The sequence below is a fragment of the Variovorax sp. W1I1 genome (assembly GCF_030815625.1).
GTDB classification, from domain to species: domain Bacteria; phylum Pseudomonadota; class Gammaproteobacteria; order Burkholderiales; family Burkholderiaceae_C; genus Variovorax; species Variovorax paradoxus_C.
The window spans coordinates 1,091,450-1,110,035 of the sequence record NZ_JAUSWZ010000001.1 but is presented as its reverse complement, the minus strand read 5'-3'; the positions used below and the strand labels follow the sequence as shown (position 1 = coordinate 1,110,035).

Sequence of the window (18,586 nt, the reverse complement as noted above, 5' to 3'; positions counted from 1 at the left end):
ACCCGTGATGCACCACGCCCCTCCCGTCGAAATTGCCCTTGCCGACTTGCCACGAAGCGCGGGTTCCCCGCTCTTCGAACGGCTGCGCGCCTCGGTGAGCCAGGTGACCCGGCGCACCCCGCTGGCGCATGAAGCCGCGCGCTGGCACACGCACACCATCGGCGGCGTCGCGCGGCGCTTTGCACAGCCGATCACCTTCACGCCGTATGCGTCGGTACGGCCCTGCTCGGCGCGCTGCAGCTTCTGTTCGGAAAACCTGCGCAAGACCGATGGCGGAACGCCGGCCTCACGGCTGCGCCCCGCGTCCGATTACTTCGACGGCCTCGCTCGCGCGTTGCGGGCCCTGCGCGGCGTGCCGCTCTCGTGGTCGCTCTCGGGACTTGAGACGAGCGACGACGCCGACTGGATGCTTCAGCTACTTCACACGCTCACCGCGAGCGAAAAAGACGGCCCGCTCATCGAAGATCGCGTGCTCTACACCAACGGTGCCGGCTTCGCCGCGCCGCAAGGCGAGGCGCTGCGACGCGCACTGCAAGCCTTCGGCCTGAGCTGGCTGGAGCTGTCCCGCCATCACCACGACGGCGCGACCAACCAGGCCATCATGCGATTCCGCCCCGAGGTGGCGATCGGCGATCAGGCGGTGTTCGAACGCACCGCGCTGCAACTGGCCGACGCGGTTCCGCTGCGCCTCGTGTGCATCCTGCAGCGCGGCGGCGTCGCGCAACCGCAGGACGTGGCGGCGTACCTCTTGTGGGCACGGCAATGCGGCGCCGGCACCGTCGTCTTCCGCGAGTTCTCGCGCCTGGACGACGGCTACCGCGACAACGCCACCGCGCGCTACCTGCGCGCGGAACGCGTGTCCATGGACGCCCTGCTGACCGCCTGCCTCGACAACCCCGACGTCTCGCGCGGATGGACACTCGACGCCCTCACCGAGGGCTACTACTTCTGGAACCTGCGCCTTCGCACCGCCAGCGGACTGAACGTCGTCTTCGAAAGCGCCGACTACGGCGCCATGCACGAACGCCATGCGACCGGCGACATCTACAAGCTCGTCTACTTTGCCGACGGCCAACTCTGCGCAGGCTGGGAGCCGGGGCATGACGTGCTGCTCGACACCCGCACCGAACAACAGGCCCTCGCCCATGGCTAGCCACAGCTGGTTGATGCTCGACCACGAATCGCCGCGCTACCGGCTGCCGGACGACCTGCGCGCACGCGATCCGATGGGCGGGCGCGATTGCGGATGGGTCGAGCAGATGCTGCCCTTCGTGCGCCAGTTCTCGCAGCCGGGCGACACGGTGTTCGATCCGTTCGCAGGCTTCGGCACGACGTTGCTGGCGGCAAGGCTCGAAGGTCGGCTGGCTTCGGGCTGCGAGGTCGATGCGGACCGCATCGGTCTCATCCGCGAGCGGCTGACGCGCCACGATCTCGCGCAGGGCACAACGCTCCTGTACGGCTCGTGCGATGCGCTCGACGACGCCTCACTCCCGCCTTTCGACCTCTGCCTTGCCAACGTGCCCTACTTCGGCTGCGGTTGGACTGGCGCGCCCGCGGCCTCGCAGCTCTACGACAGCCAGAGCTACGCCCAACACCTCGACGGTCTTCGCAACGTGTTCCACCGCGTCCGCGCGGGCCTGCGCGAGGGCGGCGCGTGTATTGCGATGGTGCAGAACATCCGCCTCGGCGACCGCGTGCTGCCCCTCGCCTTCGACCTCGCGCGCATCCTGGGTTCGCTCTTCGTCATGGAGGAAGAGCGCGTTCTCATCTACCCACACGAAAGCGATGAGCCCAGCACCGATGCGCGCACCGACCGTCGCCACGAATACGCATTGGTCTTTTGCAAACAGCGCGAGCGCATCGACCTGCAAGCCACCGCCGCGTTGCTCGAAACCCTGCGCGCACAGGGCCACACCTTCACCCTGCTCGGCAGCTTCGCGCGATGGCTGCAAGCCCCGCAAGGCACCCCGCCCGCAGACGCCGACATCCGCGTAGACCCAGACCCGCAGCGCCTGAATGCCCTGTTGCAACATCTGCGCGACCAAGGCTTCGCACTCACGAGCTGGGGCGACCCTGTCGACCTGCCCCTTCACCTCGACAGCTACCGCAACCGCTACTACTTCCGCGCCGACCGCATCGACAGCAAAGGCGCATTGGTCCGCCTGGACATCTCCTACGAACAATGAGCGCCGCGCTCAACCGTCCGGCACAACGACAGCGCCCTGTGCGCGCAGGGCATCGGGTGCTCCCCGCAGCGAAATCAAGGAGGAGGGGCGAAGCCCCGGGGGACATTCGCGGAGGGGAGTACCCGGTGGCCTGTGCGCACGCCCTGAACCTCAGAGCAAGCTGCTCATCCTCTCCGCAGCCGCCTTCAACGCATCGATGCGCTTGACCGCCTCCTCCATCGACATCCGCGCCGTCGGCGCATGCACCGCCAGCGCCGCGCGCACTTCGCCCGCCGCATCGCGCACCGGCACAGCCACCGCCACCAGCCCCGCGATGAACTCCTCACGGTCGCGCGAGTAGCCACGCCTGGCGATCTGATCGCACTCGGTGCGCAGTGCATCGGCATTGGTGACCGTGTTGGCCGTCTTGCGCACCAGCGGCAGGCTGTCGATCAACACATCGCGCGCATGCTTGGGCATCAGCGCCAGAAAAAGCTTGCCGCTCGCAGTGCAATGCAGCGGCACATGCGAGCCCACATCGAGCGTCAACCGCAACGGCCATTGCGCTTCGACCCGGTCCAGATACAGCACCTGCGCGCCGTCGAGCGTCGTGAGATTGCAGGTCTCGCCGACCTGTCGCACGAGCTCGGACAGCACCTCGTGCCGCAGCCCCCGCACCACGCCGTGGTTCAACGTGTCGAACGCCAGTTTGCGCAAGGCGGGCCCGACGCTGAACGAGCGCTCGTCCACATCGCGTGCCAGGAACCCCGTCGCCAGCAATTGCGTGCAGATGCGGTGCGCCGTGCCCTTGGGCAGCCCGAGCTGCGCGGCCAGTTCGGCCAGCGTCAGCGCCCGGCCCTCGTTGGCCAGCAGCGCCAGCAAGCGCAGGCTGCGCTCGGCGGACGAACCGGAGGCGGCCTCCTCGACAAGAGGGGCGTCAGGAACGGCGGAAATCACTTCAGCAGGCGCGCGCGCGGCTCGTGGCATGCGGGTAAACCTTAAAAATGGAACATTGCGTTCCGAAAAACAATAACCTAGGATGCGGCGGATCGGAAGCGATTGTTCCACTCCCCGAATGCCAAGTGATGCCAAGCGGTGCCAAGCATGCGTGATGAAGAGTTCGACTACATCGTCGTCGGCGCCGGGTCGGCCGGCTGCGTGCTGGCCGGCCGGCTGAGCGAAGACCCCGCCACGCGCGTGCTGCTGCTCGAAGCCGGGCCGCGCGACCGGTCGCTCTGGATTCATCTGCCCATCGGCTACGGCAAGACCATGTGGAGCCCCACCTACAACTGGCGCTTCGAGACCGACCCCGACCCCAACATGAACGGCCGCCGCATCTACTGGCCGCGCGGCAAGACGTTGGGCGGATCGAGCGCGATCAACGGCCTCATCTACATCCGCGGCCAGCGCGAGGACTACGACCACTGGGCCGCGCTCGGCAACGCCGGCTGGGGCTACGACGACGTGCTGCCCTACTTCATCAAGTCCGAAGGCAACCAGCGCGGCGGCGATGCCTTTCACGGCGGCGACGGGCCGCTCAAGGTGTCGGACATCGCAGCGAAGCACGAACTCATCGAAGCCTTCATCGACGGCGCGCGGCAGACCGGCGTGCCGCGCACCGAGGACTTCAACGGCGCCGCGCAAGAAGGCGCGGGCTACTACCAGCTCACGACCTACAAGGGCTGGCGCTGCAGCACCGCCAAGGCTTACCTCACGCCCGCGAAGCACCGCCCCAACCTGCGCATCGAAACGGAAGCGCTCGCGAGCAAGCTCGTGTTCGAAGGGCGCCGCGCCGTCGGCATCACCTACCGGCAAGGCGGCGAATTGAAGACCGCACGCTGCCGCGCCGAAGTGTTGCTCTCGGCAGGTTCGATCCAGTCGCCGCAGTTGCTGCAGCTCTCGGGCATCGGGCCGCGCGCGCTGCTCGATCGCCTGGGCGTTCCGGTCGTGCATGACCTTGCCGGTGTCGGCGAGAACCTGCAAGACCATCTGCAAATTCGCCTCGGCTACGAGTGCACGAAACCCATCACCACCAACGACCAGCTCAACGCCTGGTCCGGCCAGATCGGCATGGGCATGGAGTGGCTGATGCACCGCACCGGCCCGCTGGCCGTCGGCATCAACCAGGGCGGCTGCTTCATGCGCGCGCTGAAGGACGAACACGGCCAACCCGTGGCCGCCACGCCCGACATCCAGTTCCACGTCGCCACGCTTTCGGCCGACATGGCCGGCGGCAAGGTGCATCCGTACTCGGGCTTCACGATGTCGGTGTGCCAGTTGCGGCCCGAGTCGCGCGGGCACATCCGCATCCGCTCGCTCGATGCGGCCGAGCCGCCCGAGATGCAGCCCAACTACCTGGCCACCGAACTCGACCGCGCGACCACCGTGGCCGGCGTGAAGGCGGCGCGCGCCATTGCCGATGCGCCCGCGATGCGTCCCTACGTGAAGCGCGAAGTGAAGCCCGGCCCCACGGCTGCGAGCGATGAAGACCTGCTCGAGTTCTGCCGCAACAACGGCGCCACCATCTTCCATCCCACCGGCACCTGCCGCATGGGGAGCGACGCGCTCGCCGTCGTCGATGCACGCCTTCGCGTGCACGGCATCGCGGGCCTGCGCGTCATCGATTGCTCGGCGATGCCGACGCTGGTGTCCGGCAACACCAACGCACCCGCCGTGATGATGGCCGAGAAGGCCGTCGACATGATCAGAGAGGACGCCAAGGGTTCCTGATATCAAAGGCCCGAAGAGGCCGCCGCAATACAACAACGCATTGGAGACAAACACATGAGCGCAACCGACGAGAAAGCGATTCGCAGGGTGGTCATCTCCGCCCTGGTGGGCGCCACCATCGAGTGGTACGACTTCTTTTTGTACGGCGTGGTGGCCGGCATCGTGTTCAGCAAGCTGTACTTTCCGGGCAGCGACCCGGTGGTGTCGGTCCTGCTGGCCTACACGACCTTCGCGGTGGGCTTCGTCACGCGGCCCTTGGGCGGCGTGATCTTCGGCCACTTCGGCGACAAGATCGGCCGCAAGAGCATGCTCATCATCACGCTGATGATCATGGGCGTGGCCACCTTCCTCATCGGCCTCGTGCCCACCTATGCGCAGATCGGCATCGCGGCGCCCGTGCTGTTGCTGCTGCTTCGCGTGGCACAGGGCATCGGCCTTGGTGGCGAATGGGGCGGCGCGGTGCTCATGGCGTATGAATACGCGCCGAAGGACAAGCGCGGCTTCTATGCATCGCTGCCGCAGATCGGACTGGCCATTGGCCTCTGCCTCGCCTCGGGCGTGGTGGCGCTGCTGTCGTCGCTGCTCACCGACGAGCAGTTCATGTCGTGGGGCTGGCGCATCGCGTTCCTGATTTCCGGCGTGATGGTGCTGGTGGGCATGTACATCCGCCTGCATGTGCAGGAAACGCCCGAGTTCGCGGCGGTGAAGGCGCGCAACGCCGAGCTGCGCATTCCGTTCATGGACATGCTGCGCCGCTACCCGGGCAATGTGTTGAAGGGCATGGGCGCGCGCTACATCGACGGCGTGTTCTTCAACATCTTCGGCGTGTTCTCGATCAACTATCTCACCAGCACCATCAAGATCAGCCGCACCGACGCGCTGCTGGGCGTGATGGCGGCGGCGGTGGTGATGATCTTCTTCATCCCCTTCTTCGGCCGCATGTCCGACAAGGTGGGACGCGGCAAGGTCTACATGTGGGGGTCGCTCATCACCGCGGTGTCGGCATTTCCGGGCTTCTGGCTCATGACGCACAGCGGGGGCAACGTGCTGCTGGTGTGGCTCGCGATCATCGTGCCCTTCGGCATCCTGTATGCCTCGGTGTACGGGCCCGAAGCCGCCCTTTTCTGCGACCTGTTCGATGCGAAGGTGCGCTACACGGGCATCAGCTTCGTCTACCAGTTCTCGGGCATCTTCGCCTCGGGCATCACGCCGATCATCGCGACCGCGCTGCTCAAATCGGGTGGCGGCGAGCCGTGGCAGATCTGCATGTACGTGCTGTTCGCGGGCGTGGTGTCGGCGCTGTGTGCGTGGATGATCGGGCGCAGCCCATCGCCGGCGGATGCGGTCGATACGGCGGATGCGCCCGTTGTCACCGCTTCGCGCTGAGGCGGCGCTCTACTTCAGCCGGTAGCTGAGCTTGCGGCCGCCGCTCACCGTCGAGTCCAGGCCGATCCACTCGCCCTCGGCCGAGTACCAGATGTCGATCGGCTGCGCCGGCGTCGCGATGCGCCAGCGCGTGGCCGCGACCTGCTGGCCGCGCACCTCCACCGTGCCGCTGCCGGTGCGGCTCACCTGCACCGCTTCGAGCTTGCCGCTTTGCGAATTGAGCAGGCGTTCCTGCTTGCGGATGGCGGGGTTCCAGTAGGCGAAGCTCATCACGCAGCCGTCGACCGATTGCGTGCCCTTGGCCGTGGTCACCGTGAGCGCGTTGTCGCCGGTCGCGCTTGCATCCACCTTCTCTGGCGTGCCGTCGTCGTCGGTCTTCGATGCGAGCTGGCGCAGGCAATCGCCGCGCCATTGCTCGGTCGCCGAATGCCGGTAGCGATAGACCGTGACGCCCAGCAGCTTGACCGCGAACTGCGCCTCGCTGGTCAGCTTGCGCTCTTCGCCGTTCGGCGCCAGTACGAATCGGTGTTCGCCGATGGGAGAGTCGTCGAGCAGCACGCGGAAATTCCATTCGCCGCTGGCGGGGCCGGCGGCCGAAGCGGCGCCGCACCACAGGGCGACCAGCACGAAGAGCGTTTGTCTCATGAGCGATTCCGGTGGTTGCGCACAGGCCCGGGCACGAAGGCGTTGGTGCGTGCGATGTAGTCGCGATAAGCGGGGCGGCGCTCGCCGATGTCTTCTTCGAGCATGCGCACGCCGGAGACCTTCAGCAGCAGCCAGGTCATGAGCAGCGGCGAGACGACGGTCCACGCGCCGCTCCAGCCCGCGCCGCCGATGGCGATGAGCCACAGCCCCCACCAGACGCAGGCCTCGCCGAAGTAGTTGGGGTGGCGCGTGTAGCGCCAGAGGCCGCGGTCCATCACCTTGCCTTCGTTCGCGCGGTCGGCCTTGAAGCGCGCCATCTGCGCATCGCCGATGGCCTCGAAGAAAAGGCCGAACAGCGAGAGCGCGATGCCGGCGATGTCGATCCACCCCATCGGCTGCACCGCCGCCATACCCGGCAGGAACGGCGCGGAGACGATCCACGCGAGCACCGCCTGCAGCGCGAACACGATGTACAGGCTCTTGAGCGCGAAGCCCGGCTGGTTGCGCGCGCGCATCGCCTGGTAGCGGCGGTCTTCGCCGTGCCCCCAGTTGCGCCAGGTGATGTAGAGGCAAAGCCGCACCGCCCATGCCGCGCCCAGCACCGCCATGCACAGGCCGCGCGCCGTGTGGCCCGGCAACAGCGCGAAGTAGACGAGCCCCGCGCCCACGATGCAGACGGACCACACGCGGTCGACCAGGCTCACGTCATGGCGCGCGAGGCTGGCGAGCCAGGTGAGCAGCACGACCAGCGCGGCCCATGCCAATCCGGCGAATGCGATGCCTGTTGTTCCCCCTGTCGTCATGCGCGGCGCTCGAAGAGGTAGTGGCTCACCCACCAACGCTGTCCGCCATCGAAGCCGAACAGCTCCGCCACCGACATGAAGAACAGCCGCCAGCGCGTCCACCACACATTGGCCTCGGCGCCGTAGGTGGCCTGGAACAGCGGGCGCAGTTGCTCGCGCCGCGCGTCCATGTTGCGCAGCCACGCCTCGGCCGTTCGTTGGTAGTGGCTCCCCTCCCAGCGCCAGCGGCGCAAGAGGCGCAGGTCGTCCTGGCAGTGCAGCGCGAGATCGTCGCTGGGCATCATGCCGCCGGAGAAGAAGTACTTGCTCATCCAGTCGCTCGCATCGCGCACCTCGAACGGATACGGCGCCTCGCGGTGCGCGAAGACGTGCATGAAGAAGCGGCCCTCCGGCTTGAGCCAGCGCGCGACGTTGGCAAAGGCCTGCGGCCAATTGCGCAGATGCTCGAACATCTCGACGGAGACGATGCGGTCGAAGCGCTCTTCGGTGTCGAAAGCGTTGATGTCGCGGGTCAGCACGCGGACGTTGGCGAGGCCGCGTTGGGTGGCCTGGGCCTCGATGTATTCGCGCTGGGAGTTGGAGTTGGAGAGGGCCGTGATGCGGCTGTTCGGGTAGTTCGCCGCCATCCAGAGGGTGAGGGAGCCCCAGCCGCAGCCCAGTTCCATGACGTCCTGGCCATCGACGATGCCGGCGCGTTCGCAGGTGGCGGTGAGGGCGGCGGATTCGGCTTGCTCGAGGGTGTGGGTGCCTTCGGGCCAGTAGCAGCTGCTGTATTTGCGGTGGTTTCCCAGAACCTCGCCGAAGAAGGCGGCGGGGACTTCGTAGTGCTGCTCGTTGGCCTTCTCCGGGAGCGGAGCCAGGTGGGCGGAGCGCATCTGGGTGAGGAAGGCTTGGGTGAGGTCGGCGATGGCCAGGGGGTTGCCGGCTTGCAGCTCAGTCAGGCGGTCCTTGAGGAGGCGGCGGATGCCTCGGCGGACGAAAGGGTCAGGAATGAGGCCTTTTTCTACCCAGTGGAGGGCGGAGGTGAGGTCTTGGGGCATAGGGTTCTCCTCGAAGGCAAGCGTGCCGTTGGGAGCTGTACGCAGCTGAAGCCAGTTTGGATGAGCCTGGATTTTTTTGATCCCCGTTCCCCTGGCCGCGAGGCCGGAACCCCCCATCGGCTTTCCAGATAGCGATAAGCGGCCCTCGCGGTACGAAGATACGGTTCTTGGCTCTCAGACGGGCCGCTTGCTCGTCGCTGGCGCGGCGCCTCCGTCCAAGGCAGCGCGCAGCGACTGCACTGTGATATCCGTGGCTCCGATACTCCGTTCCAAAGCCTCGTTGACAAGCCCCACCAGCGCGCAGAGTTCCGTGCGATCCGGGCCGAATTCTTCCGTGTCGCTCGCATGCTGCGGCCCGATGAGTTTCTCAAGGCACGCATAGGCGCGCTGCACAACACGAAGACTGTCGATGTCATCGCAAGCCCGCAGCGCGAGCAATCCTGCGCCGGGGATTTCAGAAGATTCGGGGGACGAGGGAGAGTGAGCCATCAGTGGCCTCCAAGCAGTTCGGTTTGGTAAACCGCCGCACCCAACGCCAATTGAGGGCGGCAGCTCGAACAGGTTGGCGTACCGGGAACTGCTTGCGCAAACCGGCGAGCCTTGCGGCTCCCTGCTCGAGCCGCCAAAACTGGAGGCACGAACGAAAAAAGCCGCAGGTCTCTGCGGAGAAAATCTGCGGCTTTCGTCGCAGCAGTTACTCGGGACGCCAATCCCGGTCACGCCTGTTTTTGACGTGACCGGCGCAGTATAGCCACGCACCACAACAAGATCAGCCCCGCGCTGACACCGCAAGACGGGCAATCGCCTGACCCTGCAAGCACTTCCCACCCACCCCTCACCTCTTCATCGAAACGTGCCTGTTCGCAACCTAGTCGTGGTCCTGGGCGACCAATTGAGCCTCTCCAGCGTGGCATTCGATGGCTTCGACGCCGCGCAAGACCGCGTGTGGATGGCGGAGGTGCGCGAGGAGTCCGAGCATGTGCCGAGCACGCAGATGCGCACGGCCCTCTTCCTGTCTGCGATGCGCCACTTTGCAGAGGCGATCACCGCACGCGGCATGCCCATCGACTACCTGAAGCTGGGCGCGCACGCTTTCACATCGATCGAGGCCGCGTTGACGTACGCGCTGTCGCACCATCGCCCCCAAGCGGTCGTGATGATCGAGGCGGGCGAATGGCGTCTCGAACAAACGATCGCAAAGGTGTGCCAAGCCGCGCAGGTGCGGCTGGTGGTTCGCGACGACCTGCACTTCATGGCCTCGCGTGCCGAGTTCACGGAGCACGCGCACGGAAAACGCCGCCTCGTGATGGAAGACTTCTACCGCCGCATGCGGCTCAAGCACGAGGTGCTGCTCGATGCGCGCGGCCAGCCCGAGGGCGGGCAGTGGAACTTCGACCACGACAACCGCAACGCGTTCGGCCGCAACGGGCCGGGCATGCTGCCGCCGCCGCCCTCGTTCGCGCCCGACGCGATCACGCGCGAGGTGCTGGCCGATGTCGAAACGCACTTCGCTGGCCACTACGGCAGCGCCGCGCAGTTCGACTGGCCGGTCACGCGCGAGCAGGCGCTCGTCGCCATGAACGACTTCATGGCCCACAGGCTGCAGGACTTCGGACGCTTCCAGGACGCGATGTGGACCGACGAGCCGGTGCTGTATCACGGGCTCCTGTCGTCGTCGCTCAACCTCAAGCTGCTCGATCCGCGCGAGGTGATCGATGCGGCCGTCACGCAGTGGCGTGCGGGTGCGGCGCCGCTGGAATCGGTCGAAGGGTTCGTGCGCCAGATCCTCGGATGGCGCGAGTTCATGCGCGGCGTGTATTGGTGGCGCATGCCGCAACTGGCCGGCGCCAACGCACTGGATCACCACGAAGACCTGCCCGGCTGGTACTGGACGGGCGACGTCGGCATGAACTGCATGAAGCAGGCGATCGGCCAGACCTTGCAACGCGGCCATGCGCACCACATCCAGCGGCTGATGGTCACGGGCAACTTCGCGCTCACCTTCGGCGTGGCGCCGGCGCAGGTGCATGCGTGGTACCTGTCGGTGTATGTCGATGCGGTGGAGTGGGTCGAGCTGCCGAACACGGTGGGCATGTCGCTCTACGCCGATGGCGCACGCTTCGTGACCAAGCCCTATGCCGCCGGCGGCGCCTACATCCGCCGAATGAGCAACTACTGCGACGGCTGCCGCTACAAGCCGGGCACCCGCAGCGGCGAAGGCGCCTGCCCGATGACGGTGATGTACTGGGACTTCGTGGCGCGGCATGCGCGCATGCTCGAGAACAACCCGCGCACGACGGTGATGACGCACAACCTTCGGCAATTCGGCACCGACGAGCTTGCGGACATACGGCGCACGGCGCGGCAAATGCGTGAGCGGCCGCAGTTGCTGTAGAGCTCACCTCGAAGCCAACTGGAGATTCCCTTCGGCAACCCCCGAAAGCTGTGGGGTCGAAAGGCAATGCGGGCCTCGAAGTAGCACTGGGTGATACACTTTTTGCATGCCTTCCAGAAGAAAAACACGGGTCTTCAAGACCTCCAGGTTCAGCAGGGATGCAAAGAAGGCGCGAATCAGTGACGTGGACCTGTGCGAGGCCATCGCCCAGGCGATGGCCGGACAGGCCGATGATCTGGGCGGCGGCGTGTTCAAGAAGCGGTTGAACGACAACATGCATCGTTCCATCGTGCTCGCCAAGGGCGGGCGCTACTGGGTCTACGAGTACCTGTTCGCCAAGAAAGACCGCGACAACATCGAGCCCGACGAACTGGTTGCGTTCCGCCTGCTGGCCAAAAGCTATGCCGGGCTCACGGACCTGCAGATCGCGCAACTGGTGCGCGCCAAACATTTTGTGGAGATATGCCATGACGACACGGCCTAAGTTCAAGAGCGATGCCTTCGAAGCCATCCATACCTCGGCGAGCGCCCTTCGAAAGATCGGCGCGATCGACAAGGCCACCATGCGCCAGTTCGATGAAAGCTGCCTCGTCGCTCCGCCGGTGCTCGAGCCCCAGCAGATCAAGCACATCCGCGAAGCCGCGCATGTGAGCCAGCCGGTGTTCGCGCGCTATCTGAACACCAGCGAATCGACGGTGCAGAAGTGGGAGGCCGGCACCAAGCGGCCCAGCGGCATGGCGCTCAAGCTGCTGGCCGTGGTCGAGAAGCACGGACTGAAGGTGCTGGCATGAGGGTGCCCTGCGGCCCGATGCATCGAGTTCGAAGCTGAAACGATCGCCCACCATGGACGGCCTCGACCTCATCAAAACCTTCCGCGAAGTTGCCTTCCGCCGCAGCTTCTCCCGCGCCGCCGATTCGCTCGGCATGTCCAAGGCCACGGTCAGCCGCTATGTGGCCGAACTCGAAACGCGCAGCGGCGTGCGCCTGCTCAATCGCTCCACCCGCTCGCTGAGCCTCACCGATGCCGGGCAGGTGCTGCTGGACCGCAGCACCGAACTGGTCGCGATGGCCGAGAACACGCTCAACGACCTGCAGGCGCACGGCTCGCACCCCAGGGGTCGCCTCCGCATGAGCGCGCCGAACGGGATGATCGCGGGTTGGCTCTCGGATGTGATGGCCGCGTTCATCAACCTCTATCCCGACGTGTACGTGAGCCTGGTGTTCACCAACCGCGACATCGACCTGATCGAGGAAGGCATCGACATCCACCTGACGGGTGGACGCATCGACGACATGAACCTGATCGTGCGCCGGCTGGTGCAGTACGACATGGTGGTGTGCGCCTCGCCGGCCTATTGGGCGCGGCGCGGCATTCCGCAGGTGCCCGAGGACGTGGGCCGCCACGACATCCTGAGCTATGCGTCGATGCCGACCACGCACCTGCCCTTCGAGACCGACGGCAGGCCGCACGAGGTGGCGGTTCACAGCCGCATGGAGGCCAACGACGCGATGGCGCTCATCGAGCTGGCGCTGCGCGGCGTTGGCGTGGCCTATGTGCCGGAGCCGCTGGCGCAATCGCACCTGGAGCGCGGTGCGCTGGTGCCGGTGCTGCGCGAGCACATGCCGCGCGACCACTGGCTGTATGCGGCGTACTCGCAGCGCCGCCACAACAGCGCGGCGATGCGGGCGATGCTCGACTTCCTGGAGAAGTCGATGGAGCCGCTGGGCGACCCGCCCACGATGCCGGCATCGCCGCCGGCGTCACCGGTCTCGCCCCCTGTTACATGCGCCCTTTCCAGGGCACTAGGCGTCGCTCGAGCCACCGCATCAGCAGGTCGAACAGATACGCCACCACGCCAATGACGATGATGCCCATGATGACGATGTCGGTGCGCAGGAAGTTCGACGCGTTCAGCACCATCTGACCGAGGCCCATGTTGGCCGCGACCATCTCGGCGGCCACCAGCGTGGTCCAGCCGAAGCCGATGGCGATGCGCATGCCCACGAGGATGTCGGGCAGCGCCGAGGGCAATATGACGTGGCGGATCACCTGCATGTAGCTCGCACCCATGGAGTACGCGGCGTTGATCTGCTCTTGTGATGCGCTGCGCATGCCCGAGCGCGCGGCCAGGGCCAGCGGCGCGAAGCAGCTCAAGAAGATCAGCAGCACCTTGGGCAGTTCGTCGATGCCGAACCAGATGATGATGAGCGGCAGGTATGCGAGCGGCGGCAGCGGCCGATAGAACTCCAACGGCGGATCGAAGATGCCGCGCCAGAAGCGGCTCATGCCCATCGCGATGCCGACCGGAATGGCGGTGGCGCACGCAAGGAAGAAAGCCGAGAACACGCGGAACATGCTCGCGAGGAAGTGCTGCCACAGCGGCTTGTCGTTGGCCTGGCCCGTGAGGTATTCGTAGAACTGCTGAAACACCGCCTGCGGCGTCGGCAGGAAGAGCGGCTTGACCCAGCCCATGTTGGTCACGATGAACCACAGCGCGACCAGCGACACCACGGTGACCACGCTGATGACGACGCTGGAGCCCTCGCCCGGCACCTTGAAGGCGCTGGTCTTGAGCTTGGCGCCCGGGGCGGGTGGCGGCGTTGCGGCGGGTTTCGATGGCGGCGTCATGACGGCAACAACACTGGGCGATGCGATGGTGACCTCAGGCATGGGCAGCCTCGCGATGGTGAATGATCGACAAGACCTCTTCGCGCATGCGGATGAATTCGGGCTCCGACTTCACCTTGCGCGAATCGCCGTGCGAGAGGTACTGGCGCGAGAACGGCACGTTGTCATAAACGTGCGAAATGCGCCCCGGGCTCGGGCTCATCACGATGAGGCGCGTCGCGAGGAACAGCGCCTCTTCCACCGAGTGGGTGATGAAGAACACCATCTTGTTCGACTTGGACCAGGCCTTGAGAAGGATCTCCTGCACCTGCTCGCGCGTGAACGCATCGAGTGCGCCCATAGGTTCGTCCATCAGCAGCACGGCCGGGTCGCTGGCCAGCGCGCGCGCAATGCCCACGCGCTGCTGCATGCCGCCCGAGAGTTCGTACACCGCGCGATCCGCGTACTGCTGCAGGCCGACGAGCGCGAGCTTGTCTTCGGCGATGCGATCGCGCTCGGCCTTGCCAACGCCGGCCAGGCGCAGGCCCAGCGCCACGTTGTCGCGCACATTGAGCCAGGGCATGAGCGCGTGTTTCTGGAACACCACGCCGCGGTCCGCACCGGGGCCGACGACGGGTTTGCCATCCAGAAGAATCTCGCCGGTCGATGGCGGCAGGAAGCCCGCGATGCTGTTGAGCAACGTCGTCTTGCCGCAGCCCGAAGCACCGAGCGCGACGACGAAATCGCCGTCGTGCATCGTGAGGTTGACGGGCGCCAGCGCCTGCAGCGTGCCGCCCTTGACGGCGTAGTTGACCGTGAGGTCGCGGATGTCGAGCGTGGGCATCGGATGTGCGCCCCGCTCTTACTTGCCCATCGCCTTGTCGACGTACACGGTGGTCACATAGGCGCCGTAGTCGGGTTTGACTTCCTGCACGCGGCCCTGTTCCTTCAAGAAGGCCGCCGTGCCCGCCATCGCCTTGGCCGCGCCGCCGCCCAGCCACGTGGGCGAGACCTGCTCGGCCATGGTCGGGAAGGTGTAGAGCGACATGGCCGCGCCCACGTCCTTCGGGTCGGCCTTTGTCCACTTGGCCATCGCCTTGGTCTGCGGCGAATCGGGCGTCCAGCTCTTGCCGGTGGCCTTGTACTCTTCGTTCGCACGGTTCAGCGCTTTGACGAACGCGATCATGAAAGGCTCGTTGGCCGCGGCCCATTTGGCGTTGACGACGATGCCTTCGAAGGTCGGTGCGCCGCGCTTGCCGATGCTGCCCGATGTGGCGATGGTCTTGCCCGTACCCTTGATCTTGGAGAGCACCGGGTCCCAGATGAAGGTGGCGTCGATGTCGCCGCGCTCCCATGCGGCGGCGATCTCGGGTGGGCGCATGTTCATCACGTTGACGCTCTTCGGGTCGACGCCGTCCATCTTCATGCCGGCCATGAGCTGGTAGTGCGCGGTCGAGACGAAGGGCGTGGCCACCTTCTTGCCGGCGAGGTCCTTCATGCTGTTGATGCCCGACGCGTTGCGGGCGATGAGCGCCTCGGCGTTGGCGATGTCCGCCGAGATCCAGAAGAGCTTGATGTCCTGGCCCTGGCTGGCCGCAGCGGTGAGCGGGCTGGAGCCGGTCTCGCCCATCTGCACGTCGCCTGAAGCCATCGCGCGGATGACGTCGCCGCCGCCGGAGAACATGCGCCAGTTGATCTTGTAGCCGGTGGCTTTTTCGACCTCGCCGGATTCCATGACCAGGCGCAGGGGGACGAGCATGTCCTGGTGGGCGAAGGTGACCTCCTTGGCTTGCTGTGCGGAGGAGATGCCGCAGAGCGTGAGGGTGGCGGCCAGGATGGCGAGTTGGAGGGGGAGACGGCGGGACGTGGTCATCGGGTTTCTCCAATTGAGTGAATCGGAGCGACTTTGCACTTAACGCGTGCGGCCAGGAAGTACCAGCGAGGTTGGGGGGATGGAGCCAGCTTGTCCGTGAATACCCTTGTTGTGGTGCATATGGCACTCAGACGGGGCGTTCTTGCTGGCCCCGCGGCGCTGCCTGGGCTTTGAGTTACTTGCTTTCTTTTGCTTTCCGAGGCCGGGTCTCGCCCCGGCGGGCGACCTACTTTTCTTTGCTTCGCCAAAGAAAGGTAGGCAAAAGAAAGGCGACCCTGCTGTCTGCGTCCCTACGCTTCGCTTCGGGCAACCTGCGGTGCTCACGTTTCGCGGGGTCTCGCCCAAACTCGCTTCGCTCAAACAAGGGCGAGCCCTGATCCGCGAAACGCTCCGCTCCTCGGCGCATACAGAAGGGCTTTGGGGACCAACACGCCATCGCTGCGCTCGGCAAGGCAATATCAACAGCCAATGCAAGGCAGACACGCAAAGCGTGTCTGCCCCTCGGGCCGAGCGAAGCAATGGCCCGTTCGGTGCCCAAGCCCCTCTGGCTGCGCCGAGGAGCGCAGCGGTTCGCGGATCAGGGCTCGCAGCTGTTTGAGCCGAAGGCGAGTTCTGCGAGACCCCGCGAACCGCGAGCACCGCAGGTTGCCCCGTAGCGAAGCGCAGGGGTCGCAGACAGTGGGGTCGCCTTTTCTTTGCTTACGTTCTTTTGGCGAAGCAAAAGAAAGTAAGTCGCCTGCCGGGGCGAGACCCGGCCTCGGAAAGAAAACTAGATCAATGCGTACGAAATCCAGCGGTTCTCTTCTCGCCGCGCGCCAAAGCCAGCTCCTCAACCGCCATCCCTAGCGCACGGATACCAGCCGGAATTTGTGAAGCAGCAATTGACGAAAGCCGTAGCCGAAAGAACGGACACGGATACGGCGGCCGTGCAAAGAACACATCACCAGCCTCGATCAGCACCCCATGGCTCCGAGCCATAAGAGACAGCTCCGTCGCATCCACCCAGGTAGGCGCCTGAACCCAAATGGACGCTCCCCCAGAAGGCAGACGGAACTCGAAATCCGGCAAATGATCCCGCAGCGCCTGCGCCGCCATCGCCAGCCGCTCCTGCATTGCATGATTCACCCGCCGCGCATGCGACTCGTGATGCCCCAGCGAAAGAAACAGCGCATACGCGTGCTGCAAGAACGCACTCGGATGCCGAACCATCGCATGCCGAATAACGCGCAGTTCCTTGATCAATGCCCGAGGCGCCACGATGAACCCCAGCCGCAAAGCAGGCGACAAGCTCTTCGACACAGACCCCACGTAAATCACCCGCCCCGTCTTGTCGAGACTCTTCAACGCAGGCATCGGCGCGCCTTCGTACAGGTTCTCCGCCTCGTAGTCGTCCTCGATGATCACGAAGTCCTGCAGCTCGGCTTTGCGCAGCAGCCACTGCCGCCGCTCCAGGCTCAGCGTCGCAGTCGTCGGGCTCTGGTGCGAGGGCGTGACGAACAGGTAATCGGCCGCGGGCAGTGCATCGACCACGAGCCCGTCTTCATCGACATCCACTTCCACCCACTTCGGCTGCCGCAGCGAAAAGCTGTTGCGCGCATGCGGGTGGCCGGGCTCTTCGAGGCCGACGCGCGTCTGCTCGTCGAACAGAGCCTCGGCCAGCAGGTAGTACGCGTGCTGCGCACCCATGGTGACGAGAATCTCCTCCTTCAGCGCGAACACGCCGCGCTTGGGCAACAAGCGCGTGCGGATCTGCTCGATGAGGTCGGGCACATCGTCGGTTTCGAAATCGGGCGTCCAGTGCGGCAACTGCGAACGCGCCAGGCTGCGCGCGCAGCATTCGCGAAAGTCTTCGGTCGGAAATAACTGCGGGTCGTAGTTGCCGTAGACGAACGGATACGGGTAGTCGCGCCACCTGTCCGGCTTGGAGAGCGTGGGCTTGTCGACCAGCGAGCGCAGCACGCGGCCCGACCAGTCGGGTGGCTGGCTCGCCTGCCCGCTGCGGCCGACCAGCGGCTCGGCATGCACGGCGGAAAGCGGGCGCGCGTTGTGCGCCACGAACACGCCGCTGCGCGGGCGCGCTTCCAGAAAGCCTTCGTCGATCAGTTGCAGGTACGCCGAGGTCACCGTGTTGCGGCTCAACCCGAGCAGCGCCGCCAGTTCGCGCGATGACGGCAGCGGCGCGCCGGGCGCAAGGTGCTCTTCGAGGATCGCCTGCACCACGGCGGTTCGCAAACGCGCCTGCAGCGGCAGCGCCGGTTGGTCGGGCAGCGCAAAAAGCTGCGCCCACTGGGTGGATCGCGGGTTCGAGGGCATGGTGCGCCGCAGTTTAGGACAGGCACCCCCTTCGTGGTGCCCCGGCAATGCCCGATGGCGCTCTGGCTCGGTCGAATCACCCCATCTGGCCCTATCGCGCCGCCACCCGGCTGCCTACGCTTGTGCCATTCATTTCCGCTCCGGAGTTCCCGCGTGACCGCCCAGCCCTCTTCCTCTTCTTCCTCAGTGACCACCGACACCCTCGCCGCCTTCAGCGACGCCTGGAACCGCCACGACATCGACGCGCTGATGAGCTTCATGACGCCGGACTGCATCTTCCAGACCGCTGCTGGCCCCGATGCCTGCGGCGCCCGGCATGTCGGCACAGAGGCGGTGCGCAAGGCCTTCGCGGGCGCCTGGCAGGCGGTGCCGGATGCGCAGTGGATCAACGGCCAGCACTTCGTGCACGGCGACTTCGGCACTTCGCAATGGACCTTCACCGGCACCGCCGCCGACGGCAGCCGCATCGAAACGGACGGCATCGACGTCTTCACCTTCAGGGACGGAAAGATCCACCTGAAGAACGTGTTCCGCAAGGCCCGGCCGAACCTGCCGGCAGCGAAGTAGCTGGCCGGCAGCGACCCGCCTTCCTCACCTGGAGCCCTCTCATGACCATCGCAGCAGGGAC

The 18,586-nt window shown here is 65.9% G+C and carries 18 protein-coding genes; 9 read left to right on the top strand and 9 right to left on the bottom strand.

Going from position 1 to position 18,586, the window contains the following annotated elements:
• Positions 1 to 7: 7 nt before the first annotated feature.
• Complete coding sequence (locus QFZ83_RS05290; RefSeq protein WP_307503452.1) at positions 8 to 1,153, top strand: hypothetical protein; 1,146 nt, start codon at positions 8 to 10, stop codon at positions 1,151 to 1,153.
• Positions 1,146 to 2,186, top strand: a complete 1,041-nt coding sequence (locus tag QFZ83_RS05285; protein WP_307503449.1) for a DNA methyltransferase — start codon at positions 1,146 to 1,148, stop codon at positions 2,184 to 2,186. Before QFZ83_RS05290 ends, QFZ83_RS05285 begins: the two co-directional genes overlap by 8 nt.
• Before the next feature lie 150 nt (positions 2,187 to 2,336).
• Here the strand turns inward: QFZ83_RS05285 and QFZ83_RS05280 are convergent, their stop codons facing one another.
• Positions 2,337 to 3,152 (bottom strand): IclR family transcriptional regulator, encoded by an 816-nt coding sequence (locus tag QFZ83_RS05280; RefSeq protein WP_307503446.1) that lies wholly within the window; start codon positions 3,150 to 3,152, stop codon positions 2,337 to 2,339.
• A 117-nt stretch (positions 3,153 to 3,269) separates the two neighbouring features.
• Here QFZ83_RS05280 and QFZ83_RS05275 point away from each other — a divergent pair, with 117 nt between their 5' ends.
• The gene (locus QFZ83_RS05275) at positions 3,270 to 4,895 is read left to right on the top strand and encodes a GMC family oxidoreductase (protein ID WP_307503443.1); all 1,626 of its coding nucleotides are present in this window, start codon (positions 3,270 to 3,272) and stop codon (positions 4,893 to 4,895) included.
• A gap of 54 nt (positions 4,896 to 4,949) precedes the next feature.
• Positions 4,950 to 6,281: an MFS transporter gene (locus QFZ83_RS05270; protein WP_013542800.1), complete on the top strand. Its 1,332-nt coding sequence runs from the start codon at positions 4,950 to 4,952 to the stop codon at positions 6,279 to 6,281.
• 9 nt (positions 6,282 to 6,290) lie between these two features.
• Here QFZ83_RS05270 and QFZ83_RS05265 read toward each other — a convergent pair whose 3' ends face one another.
• The 4 genes from QFZ83_RS05265 to QFZ83_RS05250 form a co-directional block, all read right to left on the bottom strand.
• Complete coding sequence (locus tag QFZ83_RS05265; RefSeq protein ID WP_307503439.1) at positions 6,291 to 6,926, bottom strand: DUF6134 family protein; 636 nt, start codon at positions 6,924 to 6,926, stop codon at positions 6,291 to 6,293.
• A complete protein-coding gene (locus QFZ83_RS05260) occupies positions 6,923 to 7,729 on the bottom strand; it encodes a DUF1295 domain-containing protein (RefSeq protein WP_307503436.1) in 807 nt (268 codons plus the stop codon). The genes QFZ83_RS05265 and QFZ83_RS05260 overlap by 4 nt, the downstream gene beginning before the upstream one ends.
• Positions 7,726 to 8,769 carry a cyclopropane-fatty-acyl-phospholipid synthase family protein gene (locus QFZ83_RS05255; RefSeq protein ID WP_307503433.1) on the bottom strand — a complete coding sequence of 348 codons (1,044 nt, stop codon included), beginning with the start codon at positions 8,767 to 8,769 and terminating at the stop codon, positions 7,726 to 7,728. The genes QFZ83_RS05260 and QFZ83_RS05255 overlap by 4 nt, the downstream gene beginning before the upstream one ends.
• 174 nt (positions 8,770 to 8,943) lie before the next feature.
• Entirely contained in the window at positions 8,944 to 9,258 is a 315-nt protein-coding gene (locus QFZ83_RS05250) for a hypothetical protein (RefSeq protein WP_307503432.1), read from the bottom strand.
• 364 nt (positions 9,259 to 9,622) lie between these two features.
• Between QFZ83_RS05250 and QFZ83_RS05245 the strand changes: the two genes are divergently transcribed.
• The 4 genes from QFZ83_RS05245 (at position 9,623) to QFZ83_RS05230 (ending at position 13,027) form a co-directional block, all read left to right on the top strand.
• On the top strand, positions 9,623 to 11,164 hold the full coding sequence (locus QFZ83_RS05245; RefSeq protein ID WP_307503428.1) for a cryptochrome/photolyase family protein: 1,542 nt from the start codon (positions 9,623 to 9,625) through the stop codon (positions 11,162 to 11,164).
• 106 nt (positions 11,165 to 11,270) lie between these two features.
• Positions 11,271 to 11,648 carry a type II toxin-antitoxin system RelE/ParE family toxin gene (locus QFZ83_RS05240; protein ID WP_307503426.1) on the top strand — a complete coding sequence of 126 codons (378 nt, stop codon included), beginning with the start codon at positions 11,271 to 11,273 and terminating at the stop codon, positions 11,646 to 11,648.
• A complete protein-coding gene (locus QFZ83_RS05235) occupies positions 11,632 to 11,955 on the top strand; it encodes a DNA-binding transcriptional regulator (RefSeq protein WP_013542807.1) in 324 nt (107 codons plus the stop codon). Before QFZ83_RS05240 ends, QFZ83_RS05235 begins: the two co-directional genes overlap by 17 nt.
• A 52-nt stretch (positions 11,956 to 12,007) precedes the next feature.
• A complete protein-coding gene (locus QFZ83_RS05230; protein WP_307503424.1) occupies positions 12,008 to 13,027 on the top strand; it encodes a LysR family transcriptional regulator in 1,020 nt (339 codons plus the stop codon).
• Here the strand turns inward: QFZ83_RS05230 and QFZ83_RS05225 are convergent.
• From QFZ83_RS05225 to QFZ83_RS05210, 4 genes are all read right to left on the bottom strand, one after another.
• On the bottom strand, positions 12,945 to 13,835 hold the full coding sequence (locus QFZ83_RS05225) for an ABC transporter permease subunit (RefSeq protein ID WP_307503421.1): 891 nt from the start codon (positions 13,833 to 13,835) through the stop codon (positions 12,945 to 12,947). The genes QFZ83_RS05230 and QFZ83_RS05225 overlap by 83 nt on opposite strands.
• Entirely contained in the window at positions 13,828 to 14,616 is a 789-nt protein-coding gene (locus QFZ83_RS05220; RefSeq protein ID WP_307503419.1) for a taurine ABC transporter ATP-binding protein, read from the bottom strand. The genes QFZ83_RS05225 and QFZ83_RS05220 overlap by 8 nt, the downstream gene beginning before the upstream one ends.
• A gap of 18 nt (positions 14,617 to 14,634) precedes the next feature.
• Positions 14,635 to 15,645 (bottom strand): taurine ABC transporter substrate-binding protein, encoded by a 1,011-nt coding sequence (gene tauA / locus QFZ83_RS05215; protein ID WP_306883249.1) that lies wholly within the window; start codon positions 15,643 to 15,645, stop codon positions 14,635 to 14,637.
• A 774-nt stretch (positions 15,646 to 16,419) separates the two neighbouring features.
• Positions 16,420 to 17,958 carry a PLP-dependent aminotransferase family protein gene (locus QFZ83_RS05210; RefSeq protein WP_307503417.1) on the bottom strand — a complete coding sequence of 513 codons (1,539 nt, stop codon included), beginning with the start codon at positions 17,956 to 17,958 and terminating at the stop codon, positions 16,420 to 16,422.
• A gap of 153 nt (positions 17,959 to 18,111) precedes the next feature.
• On the opposite strand from QFZ83_RS05210, the gene QFZ83_RS05205 reads away from it, so the two are divergent.
• A complete protein-coding gene (locus QFZ83_RS05205) occupies positions 18,112 to 18,525 on the top strand; it encodes a nuclear transport factor 2 family protein (RefSeq protein ID WP_306880585.1) in 414 nt (137 codons plus the stop codon).
• The last annotated feature ends 61 nt before the right edge of the window (positions 18,526 to 18,586 follow it).

Coding starts and splice junctions, on each gene's coding strand:
- QFZ83_RS05290 (WP_307503452.1), top strand. CDS start 8: ATGCACCACGCCCCTCCCGTCGAAATTGCCCTTGCCGACTTGCCACGA.
- QFZ83_RS05285 (WP_307503449.1), top strand. CDS start 1,146: ATGGCTAGCCACAGCTGGTTGATGCTCGACCACGAATCGCCGCGCTAC.
- QFZ83_RS05280 (WP_307503446.1), bottom strand. CDS start 3,152: ATGCCACGAGCCGCGCGCGCGCCTGCTGAAGTGATTTCCGCCGTTCCT.
- QFZ83_RS05275 (WP_307503443.1), top strand. CDS start 3,270: ATGCGTGATGAAGAGTTCGACTACATCGTCGTCGGCGCCGGGTCGGCC.
- QFZ83_RS05270 (WP_013542800.1), top strand. CDS start 4,950: ATGAGCGCAACCGACGAGAAAGCGATTCGCAGGGTGGTCATCTCCGCC.
- QFZ83_RS05265 (WP_307503439.1), bottom strand. CDS start 6,926: ATGAGACAAACGCTCTTCGTGCTGGTCGCCCTGTGGTGCGGCGCCGCT.
- QFZ83_RS05260 (WP_307503436.1), bottom strand. CDS start 7,729: ATGACGACAGGGGGAACAACAGGCATCGCATTCGCCGGATTGGCATGG.
- QFZ83_RS05255 (WP_307503433.1), bottom strand. CDS start 8,769: ATGCCCCAAGACCTCACCTCCGCCCTCCACTGGGTAGAAAAAGGCCTC.
- QFZ83_RS05250 (WP_307503432.1), bottom strand. CDS start 9,258: ATGGCTCACTCTCCCTCGTCCCCCGAATCTTCTGAAATCCCCGGCGCA.
- QFZ83_RS05240 (WP_307503426.1), top strand. CDS start 11,271: ATGCCTTCCAGAAGAAAAACACGGGTCTTCAAGACCTCCAGGTTCAGC.
- QFZ83_RS05235 (WP_013542807.1), top strand. CDS start 11,632: ATGACGACACGGCCTAAGTTCAAGAGCGATGCCTTCGAAGCCATCCAT.
- QFZ83_RS05230 (WP_307503424.1), top strand. CDS start 12,008: ATGGACGGCCTCGACCTCATCAAAACCTTCCGCGAAGTTGCCTTCCGC.
- QFZ83_RS05225 (WP_307503421.1), bottom strand. CDS start 13,835: ATGCCTGAGGTCACCATCGCATCGCCCAGTGTTGTTGCCGTCATGACG.
- QFZ83_RS05220 (WP_307503419.1), bottom strand. CDS start 14,616: ATGCCCACGCTCGACATCCGCGACCTCACGGTCAACTACGCCGTCAAG.
- tauA (WP_306883249.1), bottom strand. CDS start 15,645: ATGACCACGTCCCGCCGTCTCCCCCTCCAACTCGCCATCCTGGCCGCC.
- QFZ83_RS05210 (WP_307503417.1), bottom strand. CDS start 17,958: ATGCCCTCGAACCCGCGATCCACCCAGTGGGCGCAGCTTTTTGCGCTG.